The sequence below is a fragment of the Desulfurobacteriaceae bacterium genome, assembly GCA_039832905.1.
Taxonomy (GTDB): domain Bacteria; phylum Aquificota; class Aquificia; order Desulfurobacteriales; family Desulfurobacteriaceae; genus Desulfurobacterium.
Genome location: JBDOLX010000112.1, coordinates 806 through 26,186 on the forward strand (window position 1 = coordinate 806; position 25,381 = coordinate 26,186).

A 25,381-nucleotide genomic window follows, 5' to 3' on the forward strand; every position below is an offset into this window, starting at 1 on the left:
ACCCTTTCTGGAAAAGTAACAATGTGCAAATGTAAAAAGTGTGGTCATGAATGGGAGTGTGTAAAAGTTTCTTCCGTTTAAAGCTTAGATCTTTAACCACAAGGAGGTAACGGTGAAACAAAAAAATCATGATGATATCTACCAAGCAATAGAAGAGATCATTTCAGAAAAAGAAAAAGAGTGTAAAATCTTTGAAGAAGCAATAACTAAGAAAAACCCGACAATCATCGTCGGAAACGAAGATTATAAGAAGAAACAGAAAGCCTCTGAATTCCTAACAGGTCTTTTGTCTGCAGAAAGCATTCAAGGAGCTAAAGAAGTTGTAGAAATTTACAAGGGAATTAGAGAAGCTGATGCTAAGCTTGCCCAGATTTACAAAGAACTAGAATTGGAAACTAAAAAATTAGAGGTTAGAAAGTATTCCATAGAAGAAAAATCAAAAACTTTTAGAGAACTAATTCAAAGCCATCAAAAACAGGTAGAGTTTCTTATTCAGTTTATCGAAAAGCTTCCTGTTGAAAGTGAAAAAGATTTTGAAAGGCAGTTAGAACTTATTAACCGTTTAACTAATCTTCTAGATAAGATGTTATCACTTACGCTCAAATACCTTTCTATCTAAAATGGGGGAAGTAAATGCCATTAGCTACTGAAAAGGTCGAAAATCTCTTTAAGGGAGAACTGAACGAAATAGATGAGTTTATGGATCAAATTCGTGAAGTTATAGATAACAATTTGGAAATTCTTAGAAATAGTGTAGAAAACGTTCAAGGGGAATTTTCAGAAGTTATAAGGGAATATAATTACTTAATAAATAGGTCAAAGGAAATGTTAAATGAAGCTTTAACATCATTAGAAAGTGCTGCTAAAGGTGAGAAAAGTTTAATTTATGCTGCTGGAGAATCTTTTCTCAAATTAGTTGGTTCTGGTTGGAACTTCGTAAAGGCATGGTATACAAAGAAAACGGGAATGAGTGCTGTTATAAGCAAAATTGAAGAAATAAAAGCTTTAAGGTTAGAGATAATCGCTGAGAAGGTTGAACAGTTCAAGGAAGTTAGAGAGGATATCCTTCCTGAAATAAGAAAAAACATATACAGAATTTTTATTGTCTTAAACTTCTTAACAAATAAAAGCGAACAACTTGCAAAGAGAAGACTTATTAGGAAGGAAAATGTGGTTCCCCTAATAAAAGAAAGGATAGAAGATCTTCTCCTACTTTATTTGAAAACGGAAATGGTGGATTTTCTAGTATATCAACTGTTTTGCGCCTTTGAAAACGCTTTAGAAGGGAAGCTTTTTCTCTTCAATGAAAATATTACAGAGGATCTTCTTCTCGTTCCTAAGAAGGTTAGAGATGATATAGAAAGGTACGGTTGGATTAAGAATCCAATAGTGGCTTCTATTGTGTCCCAATCTTCCATTTTTGGAGGGAAGTAACAATGGAGAGTAAGCTTGACAAATTTTACAGAGAGGACTTTTCACAACTTTACGAACTTTTCGATAGAGAGGAAAAAGAAAGAAACAAAACAATTGAAGCTTTAATTTCTTCTAAAAAGGAACTTGATTCTCTCTACAAACACCGCTTTTTCTTCATGCCAGCTAGTGAGATACCAACATGGTTTGAATATATGAAAAGTTACGTTCACAAACTATTAAACAGTAGCAACTTAAAAATTGAAGATGGAGTTCTTATTAAACAGCTAAACAGTTTTTCTATTGATACAAACCAGTATAAAAAACTTGTGGATGAGAATCTGCAAAAGTATTCTTTTTCAATCTTATTGATGATCCCTATACTTTTCTATCTAAATAAATACCTCTTGTTGCATGGTCATTTCACTATCTTCCTAGTAATCAATGCTATCCTGTATTTCTTTAATCTCCAATCTCCTCCTCTACGAAAACTCGTTTTCTGGATGTTTACATTAACATTTTTGGCGTTTCACTTTCCGCCTACTTCAAACTCAGAAAATTTTTTGATAAAAAAAACCTTTGAATATTGGGAAAATCTAAGTATTGCCTACAAAGTAGTTTCACTTATAGGTATTTCTATCATTTACGCTATAATTTCTGCATTTAGGGAAGCAAAATATGACGCATTATCTTTAAAATATCAATTACTTTACAACTGGTTTAGGGAGTTAAAGGAAAAAATAAATGGCTGAAAAAGAAGCTATTCTCAAGAGTATAAGAGAGATCGATACTGAACTTAAAAAACTTTTCCCAATTCCACACCGTCCAAGTAGAACTCCTTTGGAACAGATGATTTTTACAATACTTAGTCAAAATACTACCGATAAAAATGCAGAAAAATGTTTAGAGAACCTAAAAAAAATTACTGACAATGACCTTCGCAAACTCTTATCTATACCGAAAGAAACACTTATTTTGGCAGTCCGTTCATGTGGAATGTACAGACAGAAAACACAAGCTATTTTAAATGTGCTGAAAGACTGGGATAGTTTAGAGAGAAAACTACATAAACTTTCTCCTAAAGAGGGAATAGAACTTTTAAAGAGTTATCCCTATATTGGTTCTAAAACGGCAAGGGTTGTTCTAACTTTTGCTTTTAATAAAAATACTTTCCCAATTGATACCCACTGCTGGAGAGTTTTAAATAGGTTGGGGATTTTTCCAAAATCTTGGAATAAAGATAAGATTTCTGAGTTTATGGAAGAAAATTTCAGTTCTGAGTTTAACCAAAGATTTCACTACAACCTTATAAGGTTCGGAAGAACTGTGTGTAAAGCTATTAAACCTAAATGTTCAGAATGTCCCCTCATAAAGAAATGTTCTTTCAATAAAGAATGGGAAGCTAACGCTTCCCAAAAATCTTAATCTTTTTTAACTTCAACCAAGTGGTGAGAAAGGCCTGAAACTTCCTTACTTAAACCAAAAGCGTAAGCCATTAGTTCTGGTAAAAAGCTTGCAGGTATCATAGGAGGTTTTTCCATCTGTGGCTGATAGATGTCAAAAGCTTTAAAACATAGAGGACAAGGGGTTGCTATTATGTCAGCTTGAGTTTTTTTAATGTTGCAAAGAATTCTACTGAGTTTCTTCATTGTCATGCTTTTATCTGTAAAGAAAGAGTGGTAACCACAGCAAGCATCCCTTTCTTCGTAATCATCAATCACCTCTGCTCCAAGAGCTCTAAGTATCTCTTGTAATGATGAGGGGTTATCGCTATTGTCTATTGCTATTTCTTTAGGATACAGGACATGACAGCCATAAAATGCAGCTACTTTCCAACCTTTAAGTGGTCTTTTAACGGCTTTCTTTATTTTTTCATAGCCAACCTTATCCCTAAAGAAATCTAAAAGATGCCATATTTTGGAGGTTCCTCTGTATTCTAAGCCCTCTTCTTTTAAAAGTTGATTTATTTCATCTCTTAGTTTTTTGTTTGTGTCGAGTGCTTTCTTCGCTTTAGCTATTACCATGTAACATGTATTGCAAGAAATTAGAAGGTCTAATTCTTTACTTTCTGCAATTGCAATGTTTCTTGCATTTATCGTATAGGAAAGTTTTCTGCTTTCCTCATCTATTGTATTTCCGCCACAACATGTGGTCTCTTCAAGTAAAAGAAGATCAACATCTATCATTTTAAAAGTTTCTTTCATTGTTTCAAACATGTGAACATCTTGTCCTTGAAAACAGCATCCTTGGTAAAAACCAACCTTAATCATCTTTTCCCCCTGAGATAAGCTCCTTCAACTTGTCAATGAGCCCTTTGCTCTTTTCACTTTCGTGAGCTTTATCAATAATCGTACATATATCAGCTTTGAAGATTTCACTAACTTTCTTGTCTATTCTTCTAACGTGGGAGAAATCGAGTTCTAAAGGTTTATCCTCTTTTGAGAGAACTTCTAAGTAAATATCTCTAAACTTTAAAAGACCTTTTACAGGTTTTGGAACTTCCCAAACTTCTACTCCCATTGACTTGTAAGTTTTTGTAAGTTTATCCTTAGCTTCCTTATTACCGTAAACCTCTTCTGGTAGATACAGTCTGTTTATCTGACCTGTAGCGTATATCCAGTCAACGTAATGTTTAAGCTTTTTCGCCCCAGGTTTGTCGGTAAACCCTTTCTTGATTGACTGTCCTCTTAAGTTCTGAATGTCTTCCGCAGGCCTAACTCCTTTTGGACAAACATAGAGACATTTTTGGCACTGAACACAGCTCCAAAGTCCTCCCGAAATTGAGTATCTAATTCTCTTTTCTTTGGCGGTCTCTATATCCCTTCTATCAACCTGAAATCTGTATGCCCGTGAAAACGCAAAAGGCCCTCTGTATTTTTCATTGTCTTTTACCGCTTCACAAGTGGAATAACAGGAAAAGCAAAGCATACAGTCAATCTGCTTTTTATACTTTTCCATTTCCTCGGGATAGATAATGCTTTCGTGCCGAGGATCTTGAGGAACAACGTGGGGGTCAGGAACAAGCCAAGGAATAAGAGTCTTCATCTTTTCTATAGGTTTATCAATATCTACAACTAAATCTCTTATAACGTTTAAGTGGTTCAAAGGATCTATTTTTAAAGGTTTTCTATTCCAAGTTTTAACAAGAGTCTCCATTGGCGTTTTACAGGCTAGTTTCGTTTTTCCGTTTACTCTAACAGAACAAGAACCACAGACTTCACTTCTACAGAAGACCCTAAATGAAAGAGTAGGGTCTAATCTTTCCTTTATGTAAAGGAGGGCGTCAAGAAGAGTACCTTCTACTGGAACTTCGTAATCTTGGTAGTAAGGAGATTTATCAACTTCAGGATTAAACCTGAAAACCTTTAGAACAACAGTTTTCATTTTTTCCTCCTAAACTATCTAATACTTTCTTTCTTCTGGAGGGAACTTCTTAATTACAACCGGTTTCCAAGAGAGTTCGTAATCGTTATCCTCTTTTAGTGTGATTATTGAGTGTTTTAAGAAGTTCTTATCATCTCTTTGAGTATAGTCCTTTCTTGCGTGAGCTCCTCTGCTTTCTTTCCGTTCAATAGCAGGAATTGCAATTGGTATTGCAAGGTCTAATAGGTTTAAAAATTCAAGGGTTGAGATAAGTTCTGTATTAAACCTTTTGCTTGTATCGTGAACTTTGATATGTCTAGCTCTTTCTTTTAATTTCCAAAGTTTTTCCAGTCCTTCTTTCATTGAACTCTCTTCACGAAAGACTCCAAAATGTTTAATCATGATTTTTCCAAGTTCTTTTCGGAGCTCTGCCATGTTTTCTTTACCATCAGCTTCCATAAGCTCAAGTATCTTTTTCTCATCGTCTATAGCTTTTACCAGAGAAGGCCTAGGTTCAGGAGCTTCATCTGCATATTCAACAGCTCTTAAAGCGGTAAGCCTTCCGAAAACCAAAATATCAAGTAGTGAATTACCACCCAGTCTATTTGCTCCATGGACAGATACACAAGCACACTCTCCTGCAGCGTAAAGTCCTTTTATAGGTGTTTCACCAAATTTATTTGTGTCGATACCTCCCATTGAGTAGTGGGCAGTAGGAGCGACCGGTATTGGCTCTTTTACAGGATCTATCCCTTCATAGAGGATTGCATGCTCTCTTGTCTGGGGAAGTCTTTCGTTGATCTTTTCTTCTCCAAGATGGGTAAGGTCTAAACAAACGTAGTCTCCGTTCGGCCCACAACCTCTTCCTTCATCTATTTCTGTTTGAATTGCTCTTGCAACAATATCTCTTGGAGCAAGTTCCATTCTTTCTGGAGCGTATCTTTTCATAAACCTTTCACCATCTCTGTTTCTCAAGAACCCCCCTTCCCCTCTAGCACCTTCAGTAACGAGAATTCCAGTCTTTGCAAGTCCCGTTGGATGAAACTGAATGAATTCCATATCTTTTAGAGGAAGACCTGCTCTTAAAACAGCAGCAGTTCCGTCTCCAGTGTTTCCAAGGGCGTTTGAAGTTCTGTTCCAGTAAACTCTTCCGTGTCCACCTGTAGCTAAAATTACAGCTTTTGTTTTTATAAGATGGACACCTCCATTCCTAATGTCCCAAGCGGTAACACCCTCCACTTTTTCACCGTTATGGATTATGGAAAGTAGGAACCACTCATTTAAAAATGTCACGTTGTTCTTTAGACATTGCTCGTAAAGGTTTTGAAGGATGTAGAAACCTGTTTTATCTGCAGCGTAACAAGTTCTAGGAAAAGAAGCTCCTCCAAATGGTCTTTGTGCTATTCTTCCATCTGGTCTTCGTGAGAAAGGAACGCCTCTGTTGGCAATGTCATAAATAACAGCAGCTCCCATTTTACACATGATATCTACGGCGTCTTGATCAGCTAAAAAATCACTTCCCTTGACTGTATCGTAGGCGTGAGCTTCTGGACTATCTCCAACGGAATGGGTAAGAACAGCGTTTATTCCACCTTCTGCTGCACCTGTGTGGGAACGCATGGGATAGACTTTTGTCATTACTGCAACTTTTAAGATTGTGTTTTCTGCAGCCCAGAGCGCTGCATAGAGTCCTGCACCACCTCCACCTACTATGAGTATGTCGTATTCAAGCATAAGAACCCTCCTGGAAATATTAAACAGACTTAATTTTATTAAATTAGGAAACTGGTTAATATTTTACAATTTTTTTACAGAATTTTTACAACTTTGATAAACTTTCTGTGCAAAAGAGCAATGGAACTTTTCTTCATTGACTAGATGTTAAAATCTTGTAAACAGAAATCCATTATATAAACGTATTAGGAGGAGAAATGCTTCAGTACGACATACTTATCGTTGGAGCAGGAGGTGCTGGTCTTTACGCAGCACTTGAAACAAGTAAAAGAAAAGGTCTAAAGGTTGCTGTCATTTCTAAAGTTTTCCCTACCCGTTCTCATACAGGTGCAGCTCAAGGTGGAGTAAATGCAGCTCTTGGAAATGTTGCTCCTGATAGTCCTGAAAAACACGCTTACGACACAGTGAAAGGTAGTGACTTCTTAGCTGACCAAGACGCAGTAGAGCTTATGTGTGAAATGGCTCCAAAGATAATCAGAGAAATGGAGCACATGGGACTTCCTTTTTCAAGACTTGAAAACGGAAAGATTGCTCAAAGACCTTTCGGTGGAGCATCCTTCCCAAGAACCTGTTATTCAGCAGACAAAACAGGGCACGTAATGCTTCAAACCCTTTATGAACAGTGTATTAAGAACAACGTAACCTTTTTAAACGAATGGTTTGCTCTATCTCTTGTTCATAACGGAGAAAGAATTGCTGGAGTCGTAGCTCTTGACCTTAGAACTGGAGAAATCCATGGAATGAGAGCAAAGGCTGTAATCCTTGCAACTGGTGGACACGCTCGTATTTACTGGAAGAGAACTTCAAACGCTCTTGGGAATACTGGTGATGGTCCAGCAATGGCTCTAAGGGCAGGTGTTCCTTTAAAGGATATGGAGTTTGTTCAATTCCACCCAACAGGTTTGAGAAGAACCGGTATTCTAGTTACAGAAGGTGCAAGGGGTGAAGGTGGATACCTAATTAACAAAGACGGCGAAAGATTCATGAAAAGGTATGCTCCAGAGAAGATGGAGCTTGCACCGAGAGACCTTGTTTCAAGAGCTATCGAAACAGAAATAATGGAAGGTAGAGGATTTAAGGACAGTGAAGGAAACGAGTTTGTTTACCTTGACCTGAGACACCTTGGAAAGAAGAAAATCCTCGAAAGACTTCCTCAGATTAGAGAGCTTGCAATAGACTTTGAAGGAGTTGATCCAATAGAGGAACCAATTCCGATTAGACCTACGGCTCACTACTCAATGGGTGGTATAGATACAGACATTTACGGAAGAACAATTATCAAAGGTCTTTATGCTGCTGGAGAGTGTGGCTGTGTTTCTGTTCACGGAGCAAATAGACTTGGGGGAAACTCGTTACTTGACATAGTTGTATTTGGAAAACTTGCAGGAGAAGATGCTGCCAACTTTGTAGCTGAAAACAGCTTTATCCCATTTGACGAATCTGAAGTCAGAAAAGAGGAAGAAAAAATTAAAGCTCTTTTTGACAACGATGGAAAAGAAAGACTTGTTGACCTTAGAAACGAACTTAGTGATGTAATGACTTATGGTGCTGGAATCTTTAGAGAAGAGAAGAAAATGAAGGAAGCTCTTGAAAAGGTTAGAGAAATTAAAGAAAGAGCCAAGCATATTAAAGTTTATGATAAGGATATGACATTTAACACAAACTTACAGCAAACTCTTGAGTTCTTAAACATGGTTGAAGTGGCTGAGACAATCGTTCTTGGAGCTCTTGAAAGGAAAGAAAGTAGAGGAGCTCATTCTAGAACAGACTATCCAAAGAGAGATGATGAAAACTTCCTCAAGCACTCAATAATTGAAAGAACTCCTGACGGTGATCTCAAGATAAGCTGGAAACCAGTAAAGATTACCAAGTTCCAACCTGAGGAGAGAAAGTATTAAGGGAGGAAAAGAATGGAAAGTAGAAAGGTTATTTTTAGAATAAAAAGATTTAATCCAAAAAAGGATGAAAGGCCTTACTATAAGGAATATGAAATAGATGTTCCAAAGGGAATGACCATTTTGGAAGCCCTCCAGTACATAAAAGATAACATTGATCCAACTTTAGCCTTTAGGGCTTTCTGTAGAAGTGCTATCTGTGGTTCCTGTTCCGTAAAGATAAACGGATATCCAAAACTTGCTTGTAAAACACAAGTTTTCAATGAACTTGACGTATATAACACGAACATTCTCACCATAGAACCTATAGACAATATGGAAGTAATTAGAGACCTTATTGTTGATTGGGACAGTGCTATTCAAAAGATGGAGAAAATGAGACCATACCTCATTCCTGATCCTGAAGTTGTTCCAGAGACACTTGATGAAGAGTGTAAGGTATATCCTCATGAACTAAAGAAATTTGATAAGTTTACAGACTGTATTCTCTGTACTACTTGCTACTCTGCCTGTGGAATAGTAAGAGTTGACAGCAATTACGGTGGACCTTTCCCACTTGCGAGAGTTTACAGATTTGCCGTTGATCCTAGGGATTCTTTAAAGAAAGAAAGGGCAAAGATTGGATTCTCCTTTGACATGTGGAACTGTGTTAGATGTAACAAGTGTGCTGATGTGTGTCCAAAACACATAGCACCTGTAGATGGAATAATGAAGCTAAGAGGTCTTTCTATAGAAATAGGTCTAAGAAACAACCCTGGAGCTCGCCACGTCATGGCGTTCTATAAGTCTTTACAGGAATCTGGAATGCTCAACGAAGTTCTACTACCTCTTAGAACAAAAGGAATTAAGGGAGTTCTTGAAAACCTCTCAATTGGTATTAAGATGATTCTAAAAGGAAAGGCCCATTCCCCAATTATGAAACCAATTAAAGAACATGAAACTCTCAAAGAAGTTATGAAACGTGCTATGGAGGTTGAATAATGGGAAAGTATGCATTTTATCCAGGGTGTGCTGCTAAAGGGGCATCAAAAGAACTATATGAAGCAACAATAGCCGTTTCAAATAAACTAAATCTTGACATGGTAGAGCTTCCAGAGTTTAGCTGTTGTGGAGCAGGTGTTCTTGAGGAGATAAAAGAAGTTCTTGATATTGCAGTAAATGCAAGAAACTTAGCTTATGCTGAGAGAGAAGGTAGAGATATCGTTACAGTTTGTAGCACATGCCTTTTGGTTTTAAGAAAAGCAAAATATCTTCTTGACAACGATGATGAATTAAGAGAAGAAGTAAACGAAATACTAAAGGAATCTGGCCTTGAATATAAAGGAACTGTTGATGTTAAGCACTTTCACTGGGTTCTTCTTGAGGAGTTCGGAGAAGAAGGATTAAAAGAAAAAGTTGTTAAACCGTTAACAGGACTAAAAGTTTATCCGTACTACGGTTGTCATACAGTAAGACCAAAAGACATAATAGGATACGAACCCTCTGAAAATCCTCAGTCTCTTGAGAAAATAATTAGGGCTCTTGGGGCCACTCCTGTTTGTGGTGAAAGAAGACTTGAATGTTGCGGTTTCCACGCTTTTTGGCCAGCTCCAAATATATCAATGAAACTTACGGGTTTAAACCTTAAGGATGCTAGAAAGGAAAGTGCTGACTGTATTGTTACACCTTGTCCACTTTGCCACATGAACCTTGATGCTAACCAAGAGAGAGCTCTAAAAGAGGTTGGAGAGAACTTCAAAATGCCCGTTTTACACGTTCCGCAACTTGTAGGTTTAGCTCTTGGAATCTCTCCAAGGGAACTTGGAATCCATAGAAACATTACACCTGTTAACTGTGTTCAAATTTCTTAAATTAAATATCTTCGGAGGGGAATTTTCCCCTCCTTGATAAAAATAAAATCCCCTAAAGGATAAGATGGTTTTAGTTTTAAAAGTTCAAATAACAGGAGTTGTTCAAGGGGTAGGTTTTCGTCCCTTTGTCTATAGACTTGCCAAAAAACTTGGACTCAAAGGATACGTCTCAAACACAGAGTTTGGCGTAATAATAGAAGTAGAAGGGGAAAAAGAAAAACTTGAGGAGTTTCTAATAAGACTTCAAGAAGAAAAGCCTCCAATCTCAAAAATTTACGGTTTGGAATATAAATTCCTTTCAGAAAAAGGTTTTAAAGATTTCCAAATAAAGAAAAGTAAGAAGGAAGGAAAAGTAAAAGTATCCATTTTGCCAGATATCGCTACCTGCGAAGATTGTCTACAGGAACTTTTTGACAAAAATGATAGGAGATATAGATACCCTTTTATAAATTGCACAAATTGTGGTCCTCGGTTTACGATTATAGAAAAGCTTCCTTATGATAGAGAAAATACGACGATGAAAATTTTTAAAATGTGTTCTTCTTGTAAAGAGGAATATGAAAATCCTGAAGATAGACGTTTTCACGCCGAACCCATTGCCTGTCCAGTTTGCGGTCCAAAAGTCTCTTTTGTAGACGAAACTCAAAAGATCGTTGCAGAAAAAGAGGAAGCTATAAAACTTACCGTTTCTTACTTAAAAAAAGGAAAAATAGTAGCAGTAAAAGGGATTGGAGGTTTTCACCTTATCTGTGATGCCACAAACGAGGAGACGGTAAAAAGTCTCCGTTTACGAAAACATAGAGAAGAAAAGCCTTTTGCTGTAATGTTTCCAGACTTGGAAACCCTAAAAAAATATGCAGTGGTTTCTACCTTAGAGGAAAGGGCTTTAAAGTCTCCTGAGGCCCCAATAGTTATTTTAGATAAGAAAAAAAACACAAGATTAGCCGAAAGCGTTTCTCCTCAGAATTCAACAGTTGGTGCTTTTCTTCCTTACTCTCCCCTTCACCACCTAATTTTAAAGGACTTTGGGAAGCCTGTAGTTGCTACAAGCTTTAACATAACAGACGAACCTATCATAAAAGATAACGAAGAAGCTATAAAGCAGATTGGGAAGATCGTAGATGCAGTTCTTATTCACGATAGACCAATAAAAAGAAGGTGTGATGATTCTGTCGTAAGAATATTGGCGGGAAAACAGGTTCCAATAAGACGATCGAGAGGTTTTGCTCCTCTACCGGTAGTTTTGCCTTTTTCGACAGAAAGAACTGTTTTAGCTCTTGGCGTTCATATGAAGAATACTGTGGCAGTTTTGAAAGGGAACAAGGTTTACATTTCTCAACATATTGGTGATATAGATAATCCAAAAGCAGAAAGTTTTTTTGAAGAAGTTGTAAGTGATATGTTATCTCTTTTTGAAGTTCAGCCGGACGTCGTTGTTTGTGATTATCACCCTCATTACTATTCCACAAAATTTGGAGAGAGATATTTTAAAGATAAGCTTCTAAAAGTTTACCATCACCATGCACACATAATTTCAGTAATGGCGGAAAACGAGATTCCGAAAGAAGAGAAGGTTATAGGTTTTGCATTTGATGGAACTGGCTATGGAAAAGACGGAACAATTTGGGGAGGAGAGGTTCTAATAGCGGACTATATCGACTTTGAAAGAGTTTTCCACCTTGATCCTTTTCTTTTACCAGGTGGAGAAAAAGCTGTAAAAGAACCTTACAGAGTTGCAGTTTCACTATTAGTAAAATCCGGTATAGAACCGGAAGATATTCTAAAAACCGAAAAAAGGAAAGTTAGATTTGTAAAACAAATGGTAGAAAAAAAGATAAATTCTCCTATAACTTCAAGTATGGGAAGGTTATTTGATGCGGTAGCAGCTATTCTTGGTATAAGAGAAACCGTTTCTTACAATGCCCAAGCTGCAATCTTGCTTGAACAGTATGCATTAAAATCAAAAGAAAAAGATTTTTACCAGTTCTCAATAGAAGGTGGAAAAATTAAGTGGAATGAAATAATTAAAGGAATAGTTAATGACCTATTTGCAGAAAAGCCAATTTCTGACATAGCGAGAAAATTCCATAACACGGTAGTAAGGATAATTGCTGAAATTTCTAAAATCCTTGGAGAAACTTACTTAATTAATACTATAGCACTTTCAGGTGGCGTTTTTCAAAACAGAATTCTGCTAGAAGAAAGTGTAAAAGAACTAGAGAATTTAGGTTTTAGGACTCTAATTCACCAAATCGTTCCTTCAAATGATGGGGGGATTTCTCTAGGACAGGCAGTTTACGGGGGACTACTTGAGAAAAGTAGTTAATATAGAGGGGATTTCTCTTACTGAAGGACATTCTGGACTTCACCTTGAAGTAGAAGATGGGATCATTAAACAAGGTTACTACTATGCCCTTGTTCCTGTAAGGGGTTTTGAAACACTTTTACTTAATAAAGAAGCTGTTTTGGCTCCTATCCTTTCTTCTAGAATTTGTGGACTCTGTCAGATAACTCACTCAATAGCTTCAGCAAGAGCAGTAGAATCTGCTGCCAACATTGATGTTCCTGAAGAAGCTCAAAAACTTAGAGAAGTTCTTGGTCTTGCTGTAAGAATTTACAACAATCTCCTTCATCAAATAGTGATTTCTGAAGACCTTTTCTTAGATGAAGAAGAAAGGTTTGCCTTTATCAGAAAAGTCCAGAAGGTGAGAAAATTTACAGGAGAAGTTTTGGAGTCTATCGGAGGAGAAATAGTTCATTCTCCAAACATCAGAGTTGGGGGTATTTCAGAACCTCTGGAAGATTTTGTTAGAGATAAAATTCTTTCTTCCTGTGAGGAAATTGAACCTATTTTAAGAGAAATCTTTGAAGAGTTTAAGGAGAGAATAGATCTTCTATGGAAAAGGGAAGGACTGCCTGAAGATTTTGGAAAACACGACTTTCCATTCTTTGCCACAGATACTTTCTATGGGAAAAGCGTTGACTATAGTCGTATATCCTTTAAGTATCCTCAAGAAATTTTTGACTATCCCTTAAAAAGGGAAGTTGCGAACTTATTCCCATTCATAGACGGAAAAGTTTTTGAAACAGGTCCTAGGGCAAGGAAAGTTCTTTTTGAGGGTTACAAGCCTAAAGGGGGGGTTAAAGAACTTCACATTTTACGGGCTTTGGAGACTTTGGAAGCTCTCATAAGGATAAAAGAAATCCTTGAAAGTTCCTCTTTTGAAGTCGATATGTGGAATAGAACTTTTCCGACCTCAGATGGAGAAATTAAAGGAGTAGGAGTTCACGAAGCTCCAAGGGGAACAAACATACACATTGCAAGTTTAGACAAGCGAGGAAAAATAGTGTACTATAAAATAATAGTACCAACTGAAATAAATTTTTCAGTAATAGCAAAAGCTATTGAGGGCGTACATATATCAAAAGTGGAACTCTTAATAAGAGCTTATGACCCTTGTGTTGTATGTGCTGTCCACTGAAAGAGTCAGAGGAAAAAAATGTTTTTCTTTCATGAAGGTTGGGAATTTGATGATGACTTTAAGGTAAAACTTGGCTTTTTCCACTTTTCAAGTTGTTCTGGATGTCAAGTGGCTTTTTTAGATATATTTGATGACTTTGTAGAGATACTTGATACTGTAGAACTTGCTTATGCTAACATGTTAACTAAGAAAAAAGAAATTCCTAAGCTCCATATTGCTTTTGTGGAGGGTGCTTTCTGTATAGAGGATAGAAGACATATTGCTCTTGCAAAGGAACTTGCTGAAAAAGCCAACATTCTTGTTACAGTCGGTGGATGCGCTTCTTTTGGTGGAATTAGAAGATTAAGTGTAGGAAGTCAATCTCCTCAACCCTCCCATCAATCATTTGTTCCACTAACAGAAGTAGGTATACTGAGGAAAAAAATAAAGTATGCAATTCCAGGATGTCCACCCAATCCTTCTTTACTCTACAACTTTATAATAGCTCTTTTGGAAGTTAACGAAGATTTTCTTCAGCCATTTGAGTTTATGGCAAACTCACAAGATGCTAGCGGTTTTGATATAGTAAAAGAAGTGATAAATAAGGGATTGTGTGTTGGTTGTGGAACGTGCGTGATGGCTTGTTCTTCGAGAGCTATGAACTTTAATCAACTTGTTAATAGACCAACTTTCAATCCTTCTCTTTGTATACATTGTGGTTCTTGTTTGGCTGCTTGTCCTCAAAGTTTTAAACCTTATCCTCAACCTACTTATACTTAAAAGGGGACTTTGATGTTAAGACTTGATAAGAAGTTCCTTTTTGGAAAGTATAAGGTGTTATATAAAGTCGAGTGTCAGGGAATCAATCCTTTAGAGTTTATCCTTAAGAAAATGATGGATGAAGATTTAATAGACGGTGTTATAGCTCCCTCACAAACAGGAACAAAAATAGAACCTAAACTCTTTACCCAAGTAGAAGACATAAGACTTGCAAGGCTTTTTTTCTATTCAGGACAGAACACTCTACTTAAAAAGGCAATTCAAAAGTATAGGTTAAATAAAATTGTAGTGGTTGCCCCTTCATGTATCTTGGACGGTCTTAATAAAACCCAATATTATGGAATAGGGTGCAATTGGACAAAAACTGCTGTTGCTCTTAAGGCTGGTATTCTATGTTTAGGTATTCTTTCTCCAGCTTCTGTTGAGTCTTTAAGTATAGACATAACAGGAAAAAAACAAAAAATTACAAGAAACTTCTTATCTCCCGATGGCTATTTTTTTGAAACAGAAGAGAAAGAAAAGGTGAAAGTTGATATAGAGATTTACCACCATTACATAAATTCAGGTTGTAGATACTGTCTGAACTTATCAGCAAAAGGATCAGACATTACCTACGTTCCAATGGAAAGAGAAGAAAGTGGAATTTTGATAGTTAGAAGCGAAAGAGGACTTAGAACTTTAAGTATTCTTCAAAAGAAATTTATGAAATCGTTTCACTTTAAACCATTGAGTTCTAATGATCTAGATTACATAGAAAGATTATTGAAAGAAAAACTCTTACTTAATATTGATCAAATTCTAGAAAGAGTAGAAGTTGGTCTACCAGTTCCTAAGTGGAATGGAAATAAATTTCAAAAATTTTACAGCCTTTGGAACAGTATAAATAGCACTAACATAGAAGAGGAGGTATTCTAAGATGATTTCTGGTCTTTTCGTGGAGGAGAGGGAACTTCTCACAAAAGCTGAGCTACTAAAAGTTCTTGGGCATCCAGAAAGGTTAGCTATCTTACTTCTGGTTTATGATGAAGAAATGTGTGTGAAGGATCTAATGGAAGCTCTTGGTATTTCACAGCCAAAAGTTTCTCAGCACGTAGGACTTATGAAGGAACTGGGTATTTTATCCTGCAGGAAGGAGAGGACAAAGGTTCTTTATAAACTTTCTAATCCTGTGGTCAAAGAAATAATGGATATTCTTTTTAGACAATAGTTTATAACAATCTAGGGGGGATAAACAGTTTGTATTCGTGCTGTAACTTGAAGATGGACTTTTTTTCTTGTAAAATGCAAAAAATCTTATATTAAAGAACTTGAGAAAAGCTAAACCATTCGAGATATAGAAAATAAAATTTTTATGATACTCTTGACGAATAATTAAATATCCTCTAAAATCCAAAATTGAGGTTGGTATACAACCAGATGAAAGGAGGACAAGATGGATAGAAGCATTTTTATGGGGGGAATACCAGGAACAACCTCCCGTAGAGGGTTCTTAAGGGCTTGTGCCATTGCTACAGCTGCTATGGGTCTTCCTATGGAAATGGTTTCTAAAGTTGCTGAGGCTGCTAAAAGTCCTGAAAGACCTAGAGTTGTCTGGCTTCATTTTCAAGAATGTACTGGATGTTCTGAATCATTATTAAGGGCTTCTCATCCAGATTTGGCATCTCTTATTCTTGATCTTATTTCTTTAGACTATCACGAAACCCTAATGGCTGCTGCTGGTAAGCAGGCTGAAGAAAACCTTGAAAAGGCTATAGAGGAAGGAAACTATCTCCTCGTTGTCGAAGGTAGCATTCCACTAAAGGACGATGGGATCTACTGTAAAGTTGCAGGAAAAACTGCAAAGGAAATCTTGGAAAAGGCTGCAGAAAAGGCAATAGCGATTATAGCTATTGGAACCTGTTCTGCTTACGGTGGAATTCCTGCAGCAAAACCAAATCCAACCGGAGCTGTTGGAGTTCAGGATATAATCAAGAATAAACCAATAATAAACGTACCTGGATGTCCTCCAAACCCACATAACTTCCTATCAACTGTTCTTTATTACCTAACTTTCAAAAAACTACCCCCAACAGACAGATGGGGAAGACCTCTCTTTGCTTACGGTAGAAAGATTCACGACCACTGTGAAAGAAGACCTCACTTTGACGAAGGTAGATTTGTTGAACAGTTTGGAGATGTTGGACACAGACTTGGATACTGTCTATATAAAGTTGGATGTAAGGGACCAGAAACTTACTCTAACTGTCCTGTGATTAGATTTAACGATGTAGAAGTATGGCCAGTTTCCGTTGGAAACGGTTGTTATGGTTGTACAGAACCTAACTTCTGGGATACTATGACTCCATTCCGTAAAAGACTTCCAAACATTGAGATACCTGGTAGTGGTATTCAAGCAAGTGCTACACAGGTTGGAAAAGTTGCTCTCGGAGTTACCGCAGCAGCCCTTGCAGCTCACGCTACAGTTGGTATAGCTAAAAAGGTAATTACAGGTGGAAATAAGGAAGAAGAATAATTTAAAAAACCTTGATCGCAAGGAGGTTTAGACAATGGCTAAGAGAATAGTGGTTGACCCTATTACAAGAATAGAGGGTCATCTTAGAATAGAAGTTCTTCCTGAAAATGGTTATATCAAAGATGCATACTCTTCTGCTCAAATGTGGAGAGGAATAGAAATTATTATGAAAGGAAGACATCCAGATGATGCATGGATGTTTGTTCAAAGATTTTGTGGAGTTTGTACAACAGTTCACGCTTTGGCTTCAGTTAGATCTGTGGAAAATGCCCTTCAGCTTGAAATTCCTTTTAACGCTCAAATGATAAGAAACATCATTGTTGCTGCTCATGCACTCCACGACCATATCGTTCACTTCTACCATCTCTCAGCCCTTGACTGGGTAGATGTGGTTTCTGCTTTAAAAGCTGATCCTCACAAAACTGCCAAGATAGCTGAAAGTATTTCTGATTGGAAATTAAACGGAGCGTCTGTATTTAAAGCTGTTCAGGAAAAACTTAAAAAGTTTGTAGAAAGTGGGCAGCTTGGACCTTTTGCCAACGGATACTGGGGACACCCAGCAATGAAACTACCACCAGAAGTTAACCTGCTTGCAGTAACCCATTATTTACAAGCTCTTGATTACCAGAGAAAAGCCGATATGGCTATTGCTATTTTGGGTGGTAAAAACCCACACATTCAGAACCTTGCTGTAGGTGGAGTTTCTACAGCTATCAATCCAGACAATGAAGCAACTCTCAACATGGAAAGACTTTACTACATTAAACAACTCCTTGAGGAAGTTAGGGAATTCGTTCACAAAGTTTACCTACCAGACGTTCTTGCAATTTCTGCACTCTACAAAGAGTGGCTCTCTTACGGTAGAGGAGTTGATAACTACCTTGCAGTTCCAGAACTTCCACAAGATACAAAGGGAGAGGTCTTTGATCTCCCAGGTGGAACTATCATTGGTGGAGATCTTAACACAGTTAAACCAATTAAGGGCTTCAACGATAAGTACTTCATTAACAATGTTGTTGAAAATATTACTCATGCTTGGTATAAAGGAGATTGGACAAGACATCCATGGGAAGAAGAAACTGTTCCTGAGTACACAGGCTTTAAAGCTGATGGAACAGTCGATGAAAAAGGAAAGTATTCTTGGTCTAAGGCACCAAGATTTAAGTACGAAGGGGACACAATACCAATGCAAGTTGGACCTCTTGCTCAAGTCCTTGTCGGATACGCTCAAGGACATAAACTTACAAGAAAATACGTTGATGAAGCCCTCTCTACTCTTAGCAGCTTAGTAGGAGAAAGAGTAGGTGTTGAAGTTCTCCAGTCTACAATGGGAAGACACATCGCAAGGGCAATTAGAGCTAAAATGCTTTCAGACCTTGTTATCAAGCAATGGGAACAACTTGTTGATAACATTGGAAGAGGAGATCTTGAAATCTTCAATCCACCATCCTACCCAGCTGGAGAAGTTAGAGGATGTGGAATGTTCGAAGCTCCAAGAGGAGCTCTTTCCCACTGGATAGTTATAGAGAACGGAAAAATCAAGAACTACCAAGCTGTTGTTCCATCTACATGGAACTCCGGTCCAAGAGACGCTAAAGGACAAATGGGACCATATGAAGCATCTCTTATCGGAAACCCAATAGAAGATCCTGAGAAGCCCCTTGAAGTTCTAAGAACTGTTCACTCCTTTGATCCATGTATCGCTTGTGCAGTTCACATGATTGATCCAGAAGGAAAGGAAATAGTTAAAGTTAAAGCTTTGTAGGGGGTGGCACCTCCCCCTTTTTTAAGCCTATAGAAGGAGGGCGAAATGGCTATTTATGAAAAGAAATACGTTTGGAGTATTCTCCTTAGACTTTTCCACTGGTCATTTGCAATTTCAATATTTACTCTTGTAGTAACAGGGCTTTACATAAATTGGCCTTGGACAAATACCTGGATGGAAGGAAGCCACCAGTGGACAATGGCTATCATGAGATGGATACACTTCATAGCAGGTATGATCTTCTCCTGTGCAGTTCTTGCTAGACTTTACCTGTGGTTCTTTGGAAATAAATACGAAAAAGTTTGGGACTTTTTACCAATTACGGGGAGAAATATAAAGAACCTTTTCTCAACTCTTCTCTATTACGCCTACCTCACCGACCATCACGAAGAAAGACTTGGACATAATGCTTTAGCGGGAACAGCTTACTTTTCCACCTTAATTTTAGCTGTAATTCAGTTAATTACAGGTTTCTACCTCCTTTACCCTGAGAATGAGTTCTGGACTTCTCTTGGTTCTATCTTTGGAACCCAACAGGAAGCAAGGTTTATCCATCACATTCTCAACTGGTACTTTGCATGGTTTGCTTTAGTTCACATTTATATTGTTGTTTGGAACGATATTAAGAACCCAGAGGGTCTTATTTCTTCTATCTTCGATGGATACAAGTTTGCCCATAAAAAATAAGTAGAATACATAAATTAGTAAATTAGCATAATGAGGGGGAGCTTATCTCCCCCTTTATTAATTTATAAGGGGTTAAAAATGGAAAAAGTAGGCATTCTTGGTGTAGGAAACATCTTATTAAGAGATGAGGGTTTTGGAGTGAAATTAATTTATACTCTGAAGGCAAAGTACGATTTCCCAAAAAATGTGGAACTAATAGATGGTGGGACTGCGGGAATTCTTCTATCTCCAGAAATAGACGGACTCGATAAACTGCTTATAATAGACGTTGTTAATGCAGAAGGAAGTCCTGGAGAAATAAAGATTTATGAAAAAGATGATTTCTTTATAGATAGACTTCCTTTAAAACTTTCCCCTCATCAAATAGGACTTCAGGAGGTTCTGTTACTAAATGAAATGAAAGGTACCTGTCCAAAGGAAATAAAGTTAATAGGAATTATCCCTAAGTCTATAGAGACAGGAACATCTCTTACACCTGAACTTGAAGAAAAAGTAGAAGAGGTAGAAAAGCTTGTAATAGAAACTCTAAAAAGCTGGGGAATAGAAGTAAGAGAAAAAGAAAATCCAGAGATCCCGAACCTTTGGTGGGAAAAGGAAATAAAGGAGGCGTAAATGTGTGTTGGCGTTCCTATGAGAATAGTTGAAATAAACTATCCAATGGCTGTAGCAGAAGCAAAAGGTGTGAAAAGGACTATAAGCCTTATGCTTTTACCGGAAGACGAGGTTAAGGTAGGCGATTATGTTATGGTTCATGTTGGAAACGCCATAGAGGTAATAGATGAAAAAGAGGCAGAAGAAATCTGGGAAGTTCTTGATGAGATAATGGAAACTATCGATACAGAGGAAAGTAAAGATGCATGAAACCTCTATAGCTTTTGGACTACTCCAATCTTTGACTAGCCTCGCAGATAAAGAGAATGCAAAGAAGATAACGAAGGTAAGGGTAAAGATAGGGAAACTTTCAGGAATAGTAATCGATTCTTTTGTTTTTGCTTTCGATGCTTTAAAGGGAGATTTTCCAAAGTTAAAAGATACAGAATTAATAGTGGAAGAAGTTCCAATTAGATACAGGTGTAACTCGTGCAAGACAGAATTTGAAACCGATTCAATATACTTTCCTGAATGTATGAAGTGTCAATCTATTGATCTAACTTTGGTAAGCGGGGAAGAACTTGAAGTAGTAGATGTGGAGATTGAGGTTGGCAAATGAAGGCGAAAGAAATTTTTAATAGCCGTTTTGCCATATACTATGAAAAAGTAATAAACAGATTTTCAAGCCCTATTCAGATAGACAGATGGAGAAAAGAGTTAGTAAAAGGTGCTCTAGACTTTTGTCCCAGTGCTTCCGTTATTCTCGATTTTTGTTCTGGTGCAGGAAACGTTGGAAAATTCTTTCTAAAGGAAAAACCGGAAAGCATACTGATAAACTGCGATATCAGTAAACCCCTTTTAGGTCTTGCTAAGGAAAATTTCAAGAAAGAGAGAAATGTTTATTATGTATGTTCGGATAACAGATTCTTTCCAGTAAAGGAATGTTCAGTTGACGTAATTTTCTCTTCTTTCTGTGTTAGAAACTCTCCAGAACCTTTACTAACCATCAAAGAAGCGAAGAGAGTCCTAAAGAACAAAGGAGTGTGGGCAATTTTGGATTTTTTCAAGATAGAAAAGGGAAATTTCTGTACTGTTACAAATAACGTAATCTTTAAGTCGTTTATGAAGCTTAACAAACTGTTTCTGCCTTCCAATTCGGAAGCTATAAATTACCTTTTCGAATCTATTGAGAAGTTTTACACAGTCAATAGATTCAAGGAAATACTTTCGTCCTATGGTTTTAAGATAGTTAGGTTTAGAAACTTCATGGGTGGAATTGCAAGTGTTTTAATAGCAATAAAAGAGGAGGTGTAATATGTGTGATGTTTGTGGATGTGGAAATCATGATCATACTAACTCTCACTCCCATTCTCACGAAATAAGGAAAGTGGAACTAAATCAGAGTTTACTTCGCGAGAATGAAAGAGTTGCTGAATCAAATAGAAAACACTTTGATGAAAAAGGAATCTTAGCTGTAAACCTTATTAGTTCTCCTGGTTCTGGAAAGACAACACTTCTTGAAAAAACAATAGAAGCTTTAAGAGATGAACTTAAAATAGCAGTTCTTGAAGGAGACATTGAGACAGAAAGAGATGCTGAGAGAATAAGAGCAAAGGGCGCTAAAGCTATCCAGCTTACGACAGGAGGATCTTGCCATCTAGAGGCTTCCTTAGTTCACAAAGGATTCCACGCTCTAGAAAAGGAAATGGAAGGAGAAACTCCGGATATTCTATTTATTGAAAACGTAGGTAACCTTGTATGTCCATCCTCTTTTTACTTGGGTGAACATGTAAGAGTGGTTCTCGTTTCTGTTCCTGAAGGACCGGATAAACCCGCCAAGTATCCAAAAGCTTTTAAAACTTCAAACGTGTTCATCATCACAAAGGCAGATCTTCTACCTTACTTTGATTTTGACGTTGAAAAAGTTAAAAAAGAAGCTTTGTCAATCAATCCTAACCTTAAAATATTTGTTGTTTCTGCAAAGACAGGCGAAGGTCTAAATGAATGGTTTGACTATTTAAAGGAAATGGTAGCAAGGAAAAAGGGAATAAAGGTTTAAGGGGGAGATGTCCCCCTAACCTTTAGAGTTTAAGTAGAAAACTTTTAGCTTTTTTTCCTCTAAAAGTTTTAAGGCAAAGTTTACATCATTGGTTGTCGGAGGTAACTGATATACAACAATTCCTTTTGTTAAAAGCTTCTTTAAGGGAGCTTCTGGTATTTGTTCTATAAGGAGTGCTTCTACTCCATTTTCAGCAAGAAGATCAGCAGGACTTTTACCTCCACTACATCCAACGCTGCATCCACCACAGCTGTTAAGGTTAGAAACAACTTTCTTTTCTCCACTCTCTGTATTAATTACCAAGAAAGAAGGTGCAGAACCAAACATACTGACAACATTACCTCTTTCGTCTATCGGAAGAGCAACTATCACTTACAACCTCCTAAAATTTAAAAGTCTTAAGATAAGAATAAAGAACACTCTCCATATTGTCATTAACAAAAGTCAAACTTTTATCGAAAGTTTCTTTCCCTAGAACTTCCTCTAAATCTTCTCTAACCTTTTCAACCATAAAATCGAAGCTTTTAGTTTCGTACAAAAAGGAAGGAACATCTACTACGTATTCTCTTAGAATGCTGTAAAGGTCAGGATTTTCCCAATCCAAGAAAGAGTATGTTGAATATGTACAAATAATTATGCCGTCAAAATTTTCCCAAACTTTCTTAAAGTCATTGAGCAATTCCTTGTCAAGAAGATCTACATCTTTAAAGACCAAAATGTTAAATGTAGAGAAATCTTCTATTTCAAGTTCTGTATCTTGAAGGTTCTTACAAGGAATTACGCAAAAAGCTTTATTCCTGAACTCAAACTCCTCCGCGTTTAAGATGACATTTAGAACAAAACCGGTAAAAGTTCTATCTTCGTGCCTTAAGACAAGTCTTTTCTTTACGGAGGCCACGGTGTCAACTAAGTACTTGAAGTAAATGTTGTCTCTTACCGGGAATATCCTCTGCGCTCTTATTGAACGGCTCGGATATGAAAACATTCTAAGACTTCTTCTTAGTCCCATATGGTATAGTGCATCATTCGCATTATCTACAACATTTGAAAGGAACTTAATGGCTTTTTCAGTATTCATTCCAAGTTTTCTGAGTCTACCTAAAAGGATGTAAGCACTTTTTTTATCTTTTCCTACTATCGAGAGAACTGTTAAAAACATAAGGTAGGTTATGTAACTAAAATCCAACTTTCTTCTGCTAAGGGAAATCTTTAGGTTCTCAGGAATGTCTAAGAAAGGTGAAAGGTAGAGGTGAGCCAAGATATATCCATCATAAAGATATTTGAAAAGGTCAGAGTACTCAACTATGAATTCCTTTCCAAGCTGTAAAAAGTCTGTTCCAAAGTGAACTCTTTCTAGATATCTTGAATATGGAGAATAGAATCTATTTACGGAAGTGTAATAGTTCTTAAACCTTTCATTTACTTTCGTAAAAAATGAAAGCGGAGTAGTCTCACTTGTAAATAAAAGCCTAGCTTCGTTCCCGGTATCCTTAAAGGTTGTGTATGGGAGTATTTCTGTTAAAAAAGTTGTTTTTAGTACACTAAAACTTTCAAAACCTTCAAAATTTGAAAGATCTTTGTTTTCAAAGGATAAACTTTTTACTATTGTATTTCTTACAACCTCTTTAAGTCTTTCAAAACCTATTCTTGCTATTGCAGTAGTTAAGGATGTAATTTTTTCCTTTGCAGCGGATTCTACACTGTTTGCAACTGTTAAAACCGCTTTTTTAACTTTTGGAATTTTCTCTATGTAATTTGTTAATTTTTCGGTAGTTGTATTTGGATTGTTTATTTCTGAAAGCAAGTTTATGATTACCTTAAACTCTGTGTTCTCTGATTCGAAACTTTCAAAATCTATTTCAAGTTTCTTCTTGTAATCCTTGAACTCCTTTAACTTTTTAATATGTTTCTTTAAAAGTTCTTTATCTTCAAATTCTTCTAGAAATTTTAGATGAACACAGGTTGCCCTATCTTCAACAACGACGGATTTTATCTTTTTTCCACCTATTTCTACTTCTAAAAATTCACTCTTTATCTCCTCCGGTGCATCTTTTTTTAACTCGCAACCTCCCTTAGAGATATTAGTAATAGATCCTAAATCTTCTAAAACATATCTATCGTAACTTCGTCTATTTAGCGGTTTTTCTTTAACCTCTTCTTTTGTCTTTTTTTCCCCGTTTTTCTTTCCACCAAAGCCAAAAAATCCAAACATACTTACCCTCCCAATTTCTAATTAAATCTGTACCAAATATTACAAGCCCCCTCCATAGAGACCATACAAGGTCCCTTAGGGTTCCTTGGAGTACAAACTGTGCGGAACAGCTTACAATCGGTTGGATAAGCTTTTCCAAGTATAATCTTGTCACATATACAACCAGCAACTTTTTTCTCTTCAACCTCTTTTAGTTCGAAAACTTTTTTTGCGTCCAAGTAGCTATATTCTTCCCTCAATTCAAGCCCAGATTTCGGAATTAAACCGATACCTCTCCAGTTGACATCTGCCTTTTCAAAGTATTTGTACATAAGTTCTAAAGCTTTCTTGTTTCCTTCAGGTTTAACAACTCCTCTGTAAACGTTTTCTAAAGTGGCTTTTCCTTCTCTTAACTGCTTAAGAATTTCAAGAATTGCCAAAAGAACATTTTCAGGTTCAAAACCTGCAACAACAGTGGGTATTCCGTATTTTTCAGGAAAAACTTTCCAAGCATTTGCTCCAACAATGGCTGAAACGTGTCCAGGAGCTATAAACGCATCGACTCCAACTTCTTGGTCTTTAACGAGAATCTCCATTATTTCTGGAGTTAACTTTTGGGAAGTAAGAATAAAAACATTCTCCGGAACTCCCATCTCTAAAAGGGCAGCTGTTGGAGCTGTTGTTGTTTCAAAACCTATTGAGAAAAAGACAATTTTCTTATCTTTATTTTCGTTTGCAATTTTCAAAACCTCAAAAGGGGCAGATACCATCTTGTAATTTCCACCGTTTGACCTTATTGAACCAATTTGAGTTGGAACTCTTAACATATCACCGTACGTTACTAAAATTGTGTCGTTTCTTTTTGAAAGATTTATCGCGTTCATTATGTCGCTTTCAGAACAAACACATACTGGACAGCCAGGTCCGGGAACAAGTTCTATTTCTTTTGGAAGTAGTGAACGCATACCACTATGAGTAATGGTATGCTCATGAGAACCACAAACATTCATTATTTTTATCTTCTTTCCTTTTGGAGTAAGTTCTTTGATTAACTCTAAAAGTTTTCTTATCCTCTCTCTCATA

Annotated in this window: 26 protein-coding genes; 20 read left to right on the top strand and 6 right to left on the bottom strand. The window is 36.8% G+C overall.

Going from position 1 to position 25,381, the window contains the following annotated elements:
• Window positions 1–112 precede the first annotated feature (112 nt).
• Genes ABGX27_08510 through ABGX27_08525 form a run of 4 tightly spaced genes read left to right on the top strand, consistent with a single transcriptional unit; the run spans window position 113 to window position 2,835 of the window.
• A complete protein-coding gene (locus ABGX27_08510) occupies window positions 113–619 on the top strand; it encodes a hypothetical protein (protein MEO2069529.1) in 507 nt (168 codons plus the stop codon).
• A 14-nt stretch (window positions 620–633) separates the two neighbouring features.
• Window positions 634–1,434 carry a hypothetical protein gene (locus tag ABGX27_08515; GenBank protein MEO2069530.1) on the top strand — a complete coding sequence of 267 codons (801 nt, stop codon included), beginning with the start codon at window positions 634–636 and terminating at the stop codon, window positions 1,432–1,434.
• Between the two features lie 2 nt (window positions 1,435–1,436).
• Complete coding sequence (locus tag ABGX27_08520) at window positions 1,437–2,162, top strand: hypothetical protein (protein MEO2069531.1); 726 nt, start codon at window positions 1,437–1,439, stop codon at window positions 2,160–2,162.
• A complete protein-coding gene (locus tag ABGX27_08525) occupies window positions 2,155–2,835 on the top strand; it encodes a hypothetical protein (protein MEO2069532.1) in 681 nt (226 codons plus the stop codon). The genes ABGX27_08520 and ABGX27_08525 overlap by 8 nt, the downstream gene beginning before the upstream one ends.
• Here the strand turns inward: ABGX27_08525 and ABGX27_08530 are convergent.
• Genes ABGX27_08530 through ABGX27_08540 form a run of 3 tightly spaced genes read right to left on the bottom strand, consistent with a single transcriptional unit; the run spans window position 2,832 to window position 6,507 of the window.
• On the bottom strand, window positions 2,832–3,680 hold the full coding sequence (locus tag ABGX27_08530) for a CoB--CoM heterodisulfide reductase iron-sulfur subunit B family protein (protein ID MEO2069533.1): 849 nt from the start codon (window positions 3,678–3,680) through the stop codon (window positions 2,832–2,834). The genes ABGX27_08525 and ABGX27_08530 overlap by 4 nt on opposite strands.
• Window positions 3,673–4,794, bottom strand: a complete 1,122-nt coding sequence (locus ABGX27_08535) for a succinate dehydrogenase/fumarate reductase iron-sulfur subunit (protein MEO2069534.1) — start codon at window positions 4,792–4,794, stop codon at window positions 3,673–3,675. The genes ABGX27_08530 and ABGX27_08535 overlap by 8 nt, the downstream gene beginning before the upstream one ends.
• Window positions 4,795–4,812: 18 nt before the next feature.
• On the bottom strand, window positions 4,813–6,507 hold the full coding sequence (locus tag ABGX27_08540) for an FAD-binding protein (GenBank protein ID MEO2069535.1): 1,695 nt from the start codon (window positions 6,505–6,507) through the stop codon (window positions 4,813–4,815).
• Window positions 6,508–6,704: 197 nt separating this feature from the next.
• Here ABGX27_08540 and sdhA point away from each other — a divergent pair, with 197 nt between their 5' ends.
• The 16 genes from sdhA (at window position 6,705) to hypB (ending at window position 22,107) form a co-directional block, all read left to right on the top strand.
• Complete coding sequence (sdhA, locus tag ABGX27_08545; protein MEO2069536.1) at window positions 6,705–8,405, top strand: succinate dehydrogenase flavoprotein subunit; 1,701 nt, start codon at window positions 6,705–6,707, stop codon at window positions 8,403–8,405.
• 12 nt (window positions 8,406–8,417) lie between these two features.
• Window positions 8,418–9,383, top strand: a complete 966-nt coding sequence (locus ABGX27_08550; GenBank protein MEO2069537.1) for a succinate dehydrogenase/fumarate reductase iron-sulfur subunit — start codon at window positions 8,418–8,420, stop codon at window positions 9,381–9,383.
• A complete protein-coding gene (locus ABGX27_08555) occupies window positions 9,383–10,252 on the top strand; it encodes a CoB--CoM heterodisulfide reductase iron-sulfur subunit B family protein (protein MEO2069538.1) in 870 nt (289 codons plus the stop codon). Before ABGX27_08550 ends, ABGX27_08555 begins: the two co-directional genes overlap by 1 nt.
• 64 nt (window positions 10,253–10,316) lie before the next feature.
• Window positions 10,317–12,578: a carbamoyltransferase HypF gene (gene hypF / locus ABGX27_08560; GenBank protein MEO2069539.1), complete on the top strand. Its 2,262-nt coding sequence runs from the start codon at window positions 10,317–10,319 to the stop codon at window positions 12,576–12,578.
• Complete coding sequence (locus ABGX27_08565; protein ID MEO2069540.1) at window positions 12,562–13,734, top strand: nickel-dependent hydrogenase large subunit; 1,173 nt, start codon at window positions 12,562–12,564, stop codon at window positions 13,732–13,734. Before hypF ends, ABGX27_08565 begins: the two co-directional genes overlap by 17 nt.
• 18 nt (window positions 13,735–13,752) lie before the next feature.
• A complete protein-coding gene (locus ABGX27_08570; protein ID MEO2069541.1) occupies window positions 13,753–14,493 on the top strand; it encodes a 4Fe-4S binding protein in 741 nt (246 codons plus the stop codon).
• A 12-nt stretch (window positions 14,494–14,505) separates the two neighbouring features.
• Window positions 14,506–15,408 (top strand): Coenzyme F420 hydrogenase/dehydrogenase, beta subunit C-terminal domain, encoded by a 903-nt coding sequence (locus ABGX27_08575; protein ID MEO2069542.1) that lies wholly within the window; start codon window positions 14,506–14,508, stop codon window positions 15,406–15,408.
• 1 nt (window position 15,409) lies between these two features.
• Window positions 15,410–15,700 (top strand): metalloregulator ArsR/SmtB family transcription factor, encoded by a 291-nt coding sequence (locus ABGX27_08580; GenBank protein ID MEO2069543.1) that lies wholly within the window; start codon window positions 15,410–15,412, stop codon window positions 15,698–15,700.
• A gap of 225 nt (window positions 15,701–15,925) precedes the next feature.
• Complete coding sequence (locus tag ABGX27_08585; GenBank protein ID MEO2069544.1) at window positions 15,926–17,005, top strand: hydrogenase small subunit; 1,080 nt, start codon at window positions 15,926–15,928, stop codon at window positions 17,003–17,005.
• A 34-nt stretch (window positions 17,006–17,039) separates the two neighbouring features.
• On the top strand, window positions 17,040–18,770 hold the full coding sequence (locus ABGX27_08590) for a nickel-dependent hydrogenase large subunit (GenBank protein MEO2069545.1): 1,731 nt from the start codon (window positions 17,040–17,042) through the stop codon (window positions 18,768–18,770).
• Window positions 18,771–18,815: 45 nt separating this feature from the next.
• Complete coding sequence (gene cybH, locus ABGX27_08595; GenBank protein MEO2069546.1) at window positions 18,816–19,457, top strand: Ni/Fe-hydrogenase, b-type cytochrome subunit; 642 nt, start codon at window positions 18,816–18,818, stop codon at window positions 19,455–19,457.
• A 78-nt stretch (window positions 19,458–19,535) separates the two neighbouring features.
• The gene (locus tag ABGX27_08600) at window positions 19,536–20,069 is read left to right on the top strand and encodes a HyaD/HybD family hydrogenase maturation endopeptidase (GenBank protein MEO2069547.1); all 534 of its coding nucleotides are present in this window, start codon (window positions 19,536–19,538) and stop codon (window positions 20,067–20,069) included.
• Window positions 20,070–20,318, top strand: a complete 249-nt coding sequence (locus ABGX27_08605) for a HypC/HybG/HupF family hydrogenase formation chaperone (GenBank protein ID MEO2069548.1) — start codon at window positions 20,070–20,072, stop codon at window positions 20,316–20,318.
• Window positions 20,311–20,667 carry a hydrogenase maturation nickel metallochaperone HypA gene (locus ABGX27_08610; GenBank protein MEO2069549.1) on the top strand — a complete coding sequence of 119 codons (357 nt, stop codon included), beginning with the start codon at window positions 20,311–20,313 and terminating at the stop codon, window positions 20,665–20,667. Before ABGX27_08605 ends, ABGX27_08610 begins: the two co-directional genes overlap by 8 nt.
• The gene (locus ABGX27_08615; GenBank protein ID MEO2069550.1) at window positions 20,664–21,362 is read left to right on the top strand and encodes a class I SAM-dependent methyltransferase; all 699 of its coding nucleotides are present in this window, start codon (window positions 20,664–20,666) and stop codon (window positions 21,360–21,362) included. The genes ABGX27_08610 and ABGX27_08615 overlap by 4 nt, the downstream gene beginning before the upstream one ends.
• Before the next feature lies 1 nt (window position 21,363).
• Window positions 21,364–22,107: a hydrogenase nickel incorporation protein HypB gene (gene hypB / locus ABGX27_08620; GenBank protein ID MEO2069551.1), complete on the top strand. Its 744-nt coding sequence runs from the start codon at window positions 21,364–21,366 to the stop codon at window positions 22,105–22,107.
• Window positions 22,108–22,122: 15 nt separating this feature from the next.
• Here the strand turns inward: hypB and ABGX27_08625 are convergent, their stop codons facing one another.
• From ABGX27_08625 to hypD, 3 genes are read right to left on the bottom strand one after another with little or no spacing between them, the layout of a single operon-like run.
• Window positions 22,123–22,479 carry a NifB/NifX family molybdenum-iron cluster-binding protein gene (locus tag ABGX27_08625; protein MEO2069552.1) on the bottom strand — a complete coding sequence of 119 codons (357 nt, stop codon included), beginning with the start codon at window positions 22,477–22,479 and terminating at the stop codon, window positions 22,123–22,125.
• Window positions 22,480–22,489: 10 nt separating this feature from the next.
• A complete protein-coding gene (locus ABGX27_08630) occupies window positions 22,490–24,319 on the bottom strand; it encodes an HDOD domain-containing protein (protein ID MEO2069553.1) in 1,830 nt (609 codons plus the stop codon).
• 17 nt (window positions 24,320–24,336) lie between these two features.
• Window positions 24,337–25,380: a hydrogenase formation protein HypD gene (gene hypD / locus ABGX27_08635; protein ID MEO2069554.1), complete on the bottom strand. Its 1,044-nt coding sequence runs from the start codon at window positions 25,378–25,380 to the stop codon at window positions 24,337–24,339.
• Window position 25,381: the final 1 nt, after the last annotated feature.

Bases quoted from the DNA above. Each gene is read 5' to 3' on its own strand.
- ABGX27_08535 (MEO2069534.1), bottom strand. From the start codon at position 4,794: ATGAAAACTGTTGTTCTAAAGGTTTTCAGGTTTAATCCTGAAGTTGAT.
- ABGX27_08605 (MEO2069548.1), top strand. From the start codon at position 20,070: ATGTGTGTTGGCGTTCCTATGAGAATAGTTGAAATAAACTATCCAATG.
- sdhA (MEO2069536.1), top strand. From the start codon at position 6,705: ATGCTTCAGTACGACATACTTATCGTTGGAGCAGGAGGTGCTGGTCTT.
- hypF (MEO2069539.1), top strand. From the start codon at position 10,317: ATGGTTTTAGTTTTAAAAGTTCAAATAACAGGAGTTGTTCAAGGGGTA.
- ABGX27_08590 (MEO2069545.1), top strand. From the start codon at position 17,040: ATGGCTAAGAGAATAGTGGTTGACCCTATTACAAGAATAGAGGGTCAT.
- ABGX27_08515 (MEO2069530.1), top strand. From the start codon at position 634: ATGCCATTAGCTACTGAAAAGGTCGAAAATCTCTTTAAGGGAGAACTG.
- ABGX27_08520 (MEO2069531.1), top strand. From the start codon at position 1,437: ATGGAGAGTAAGCTTGACAAATTTTACAGAGAGGACTTTTCACAACTT.
- ABGX27_08555 (MEO2069538.1), top strand. From the start codon at position 9,383: ATGGGAAAGTATGCATTTTATCCAGGGTGTGCTGCTAAAGGGGCATCA.
- ABGX27_08580 (MEO2069543.1), top strand. From the start codon at position 15,410: ATGATTTCTGGTCTTTTCGTGGAGGAGAGGGAACTTCTCACAAAAGCT.
- ABGX27_08540 (MEO2069535.1), bottom strand. From the start codon at position 6,507: ATGCTTGAATACGACATACTCATAGTAGGTGGAGGTGGTGCAGGACTC.
- ABGX27_08530 (MEO2069533.1), bottom strand. From the start codon at position 3,680: ATGATTAAGGTTGGTTTTTACCAAGGATGCTGTTTTCAAGGACAAGAT.
- ABGX27_08630 (MEO2069553.1), bottom strand. From the start codon at position 24,319: ATGTTTGGATTTTTTGGCTTTGGTGGAAAGAAAAACGGGGAAAAAAAG.
- hypB (MEO2069551.1), top strand. From the start codon at position 21,364: ATGTGTGATGTTTGTGGATGTGGAAATCATGATCATACTAACTCTCAC.
- cybH (MEO2069546.1), top strand. From the start codon at position 18,816: ATGGCTATTTATGAAAAGAAATACGTTTGGAGTATTCTCCTTAGACTT.
- ABGX27_08610 (MEO2069549.1), top strand. From the start codon at position 20,311: ATGCATGAAACCTCTATAGCTTTTGGACTACTCCAATCTTTGACTAGC.
- ABGX27_08525 (MEO2069532.1), top strand. From the start codon at position 2,155: ATGGCTGAAAAAGAAGCTATTCTCAAGAGTATAAGAGAGATCGATACT.
- ABGX27_08585 (MEO2069544.1), top strand. From the start codon at position 15,926: ATGGATAGAAGCATTTTTATGGGGGGAATACCAGGAACAACCTCCCGT.
- ABGX27_08550 (MEO2069537.1), top strand. From the start codon at position 8,418: ATGGAAAGTAGAAAGGTTATTTTTAGAATAAAAAGATTTAATCCAAAA.
- ABGX27_08575 (MEO2069542.1), top strand. From the start codon at position 14,506: ATGTTAAGACTTGATAAGAAGTTCCTTTTTGGAAAGTATAAGGTGTTA.
- hypD (MEO2069554.1), bottom strand. From the start codon at position 25,380: ATGAGAGAGAGGATAAGAAAACTTTTAGAGTTAATCAAAGAACTTACT.
- ABGX27_08570 (MEO2069541.1), top strand. From the start codon at position 13,753: ATGTTTTTCTTTCATGAAGGTTGGGAATTTGATGATGACTTTAAGGTA.
- ABGX27_08600 (MEO2069547.1), top strand. From the start codon at position 19,536: ATGGAAAAAGTAGGCATTCTTGGTGTAGGAAACATCTTATTAAGAGAT.
- ABGX27_08615 (MEO2069550.1), top strand. From the start codon at position 20,664: ATGAAGGCGAAAGAAATTTTTAATAGCCGTTTTGCCATATACTATGAA.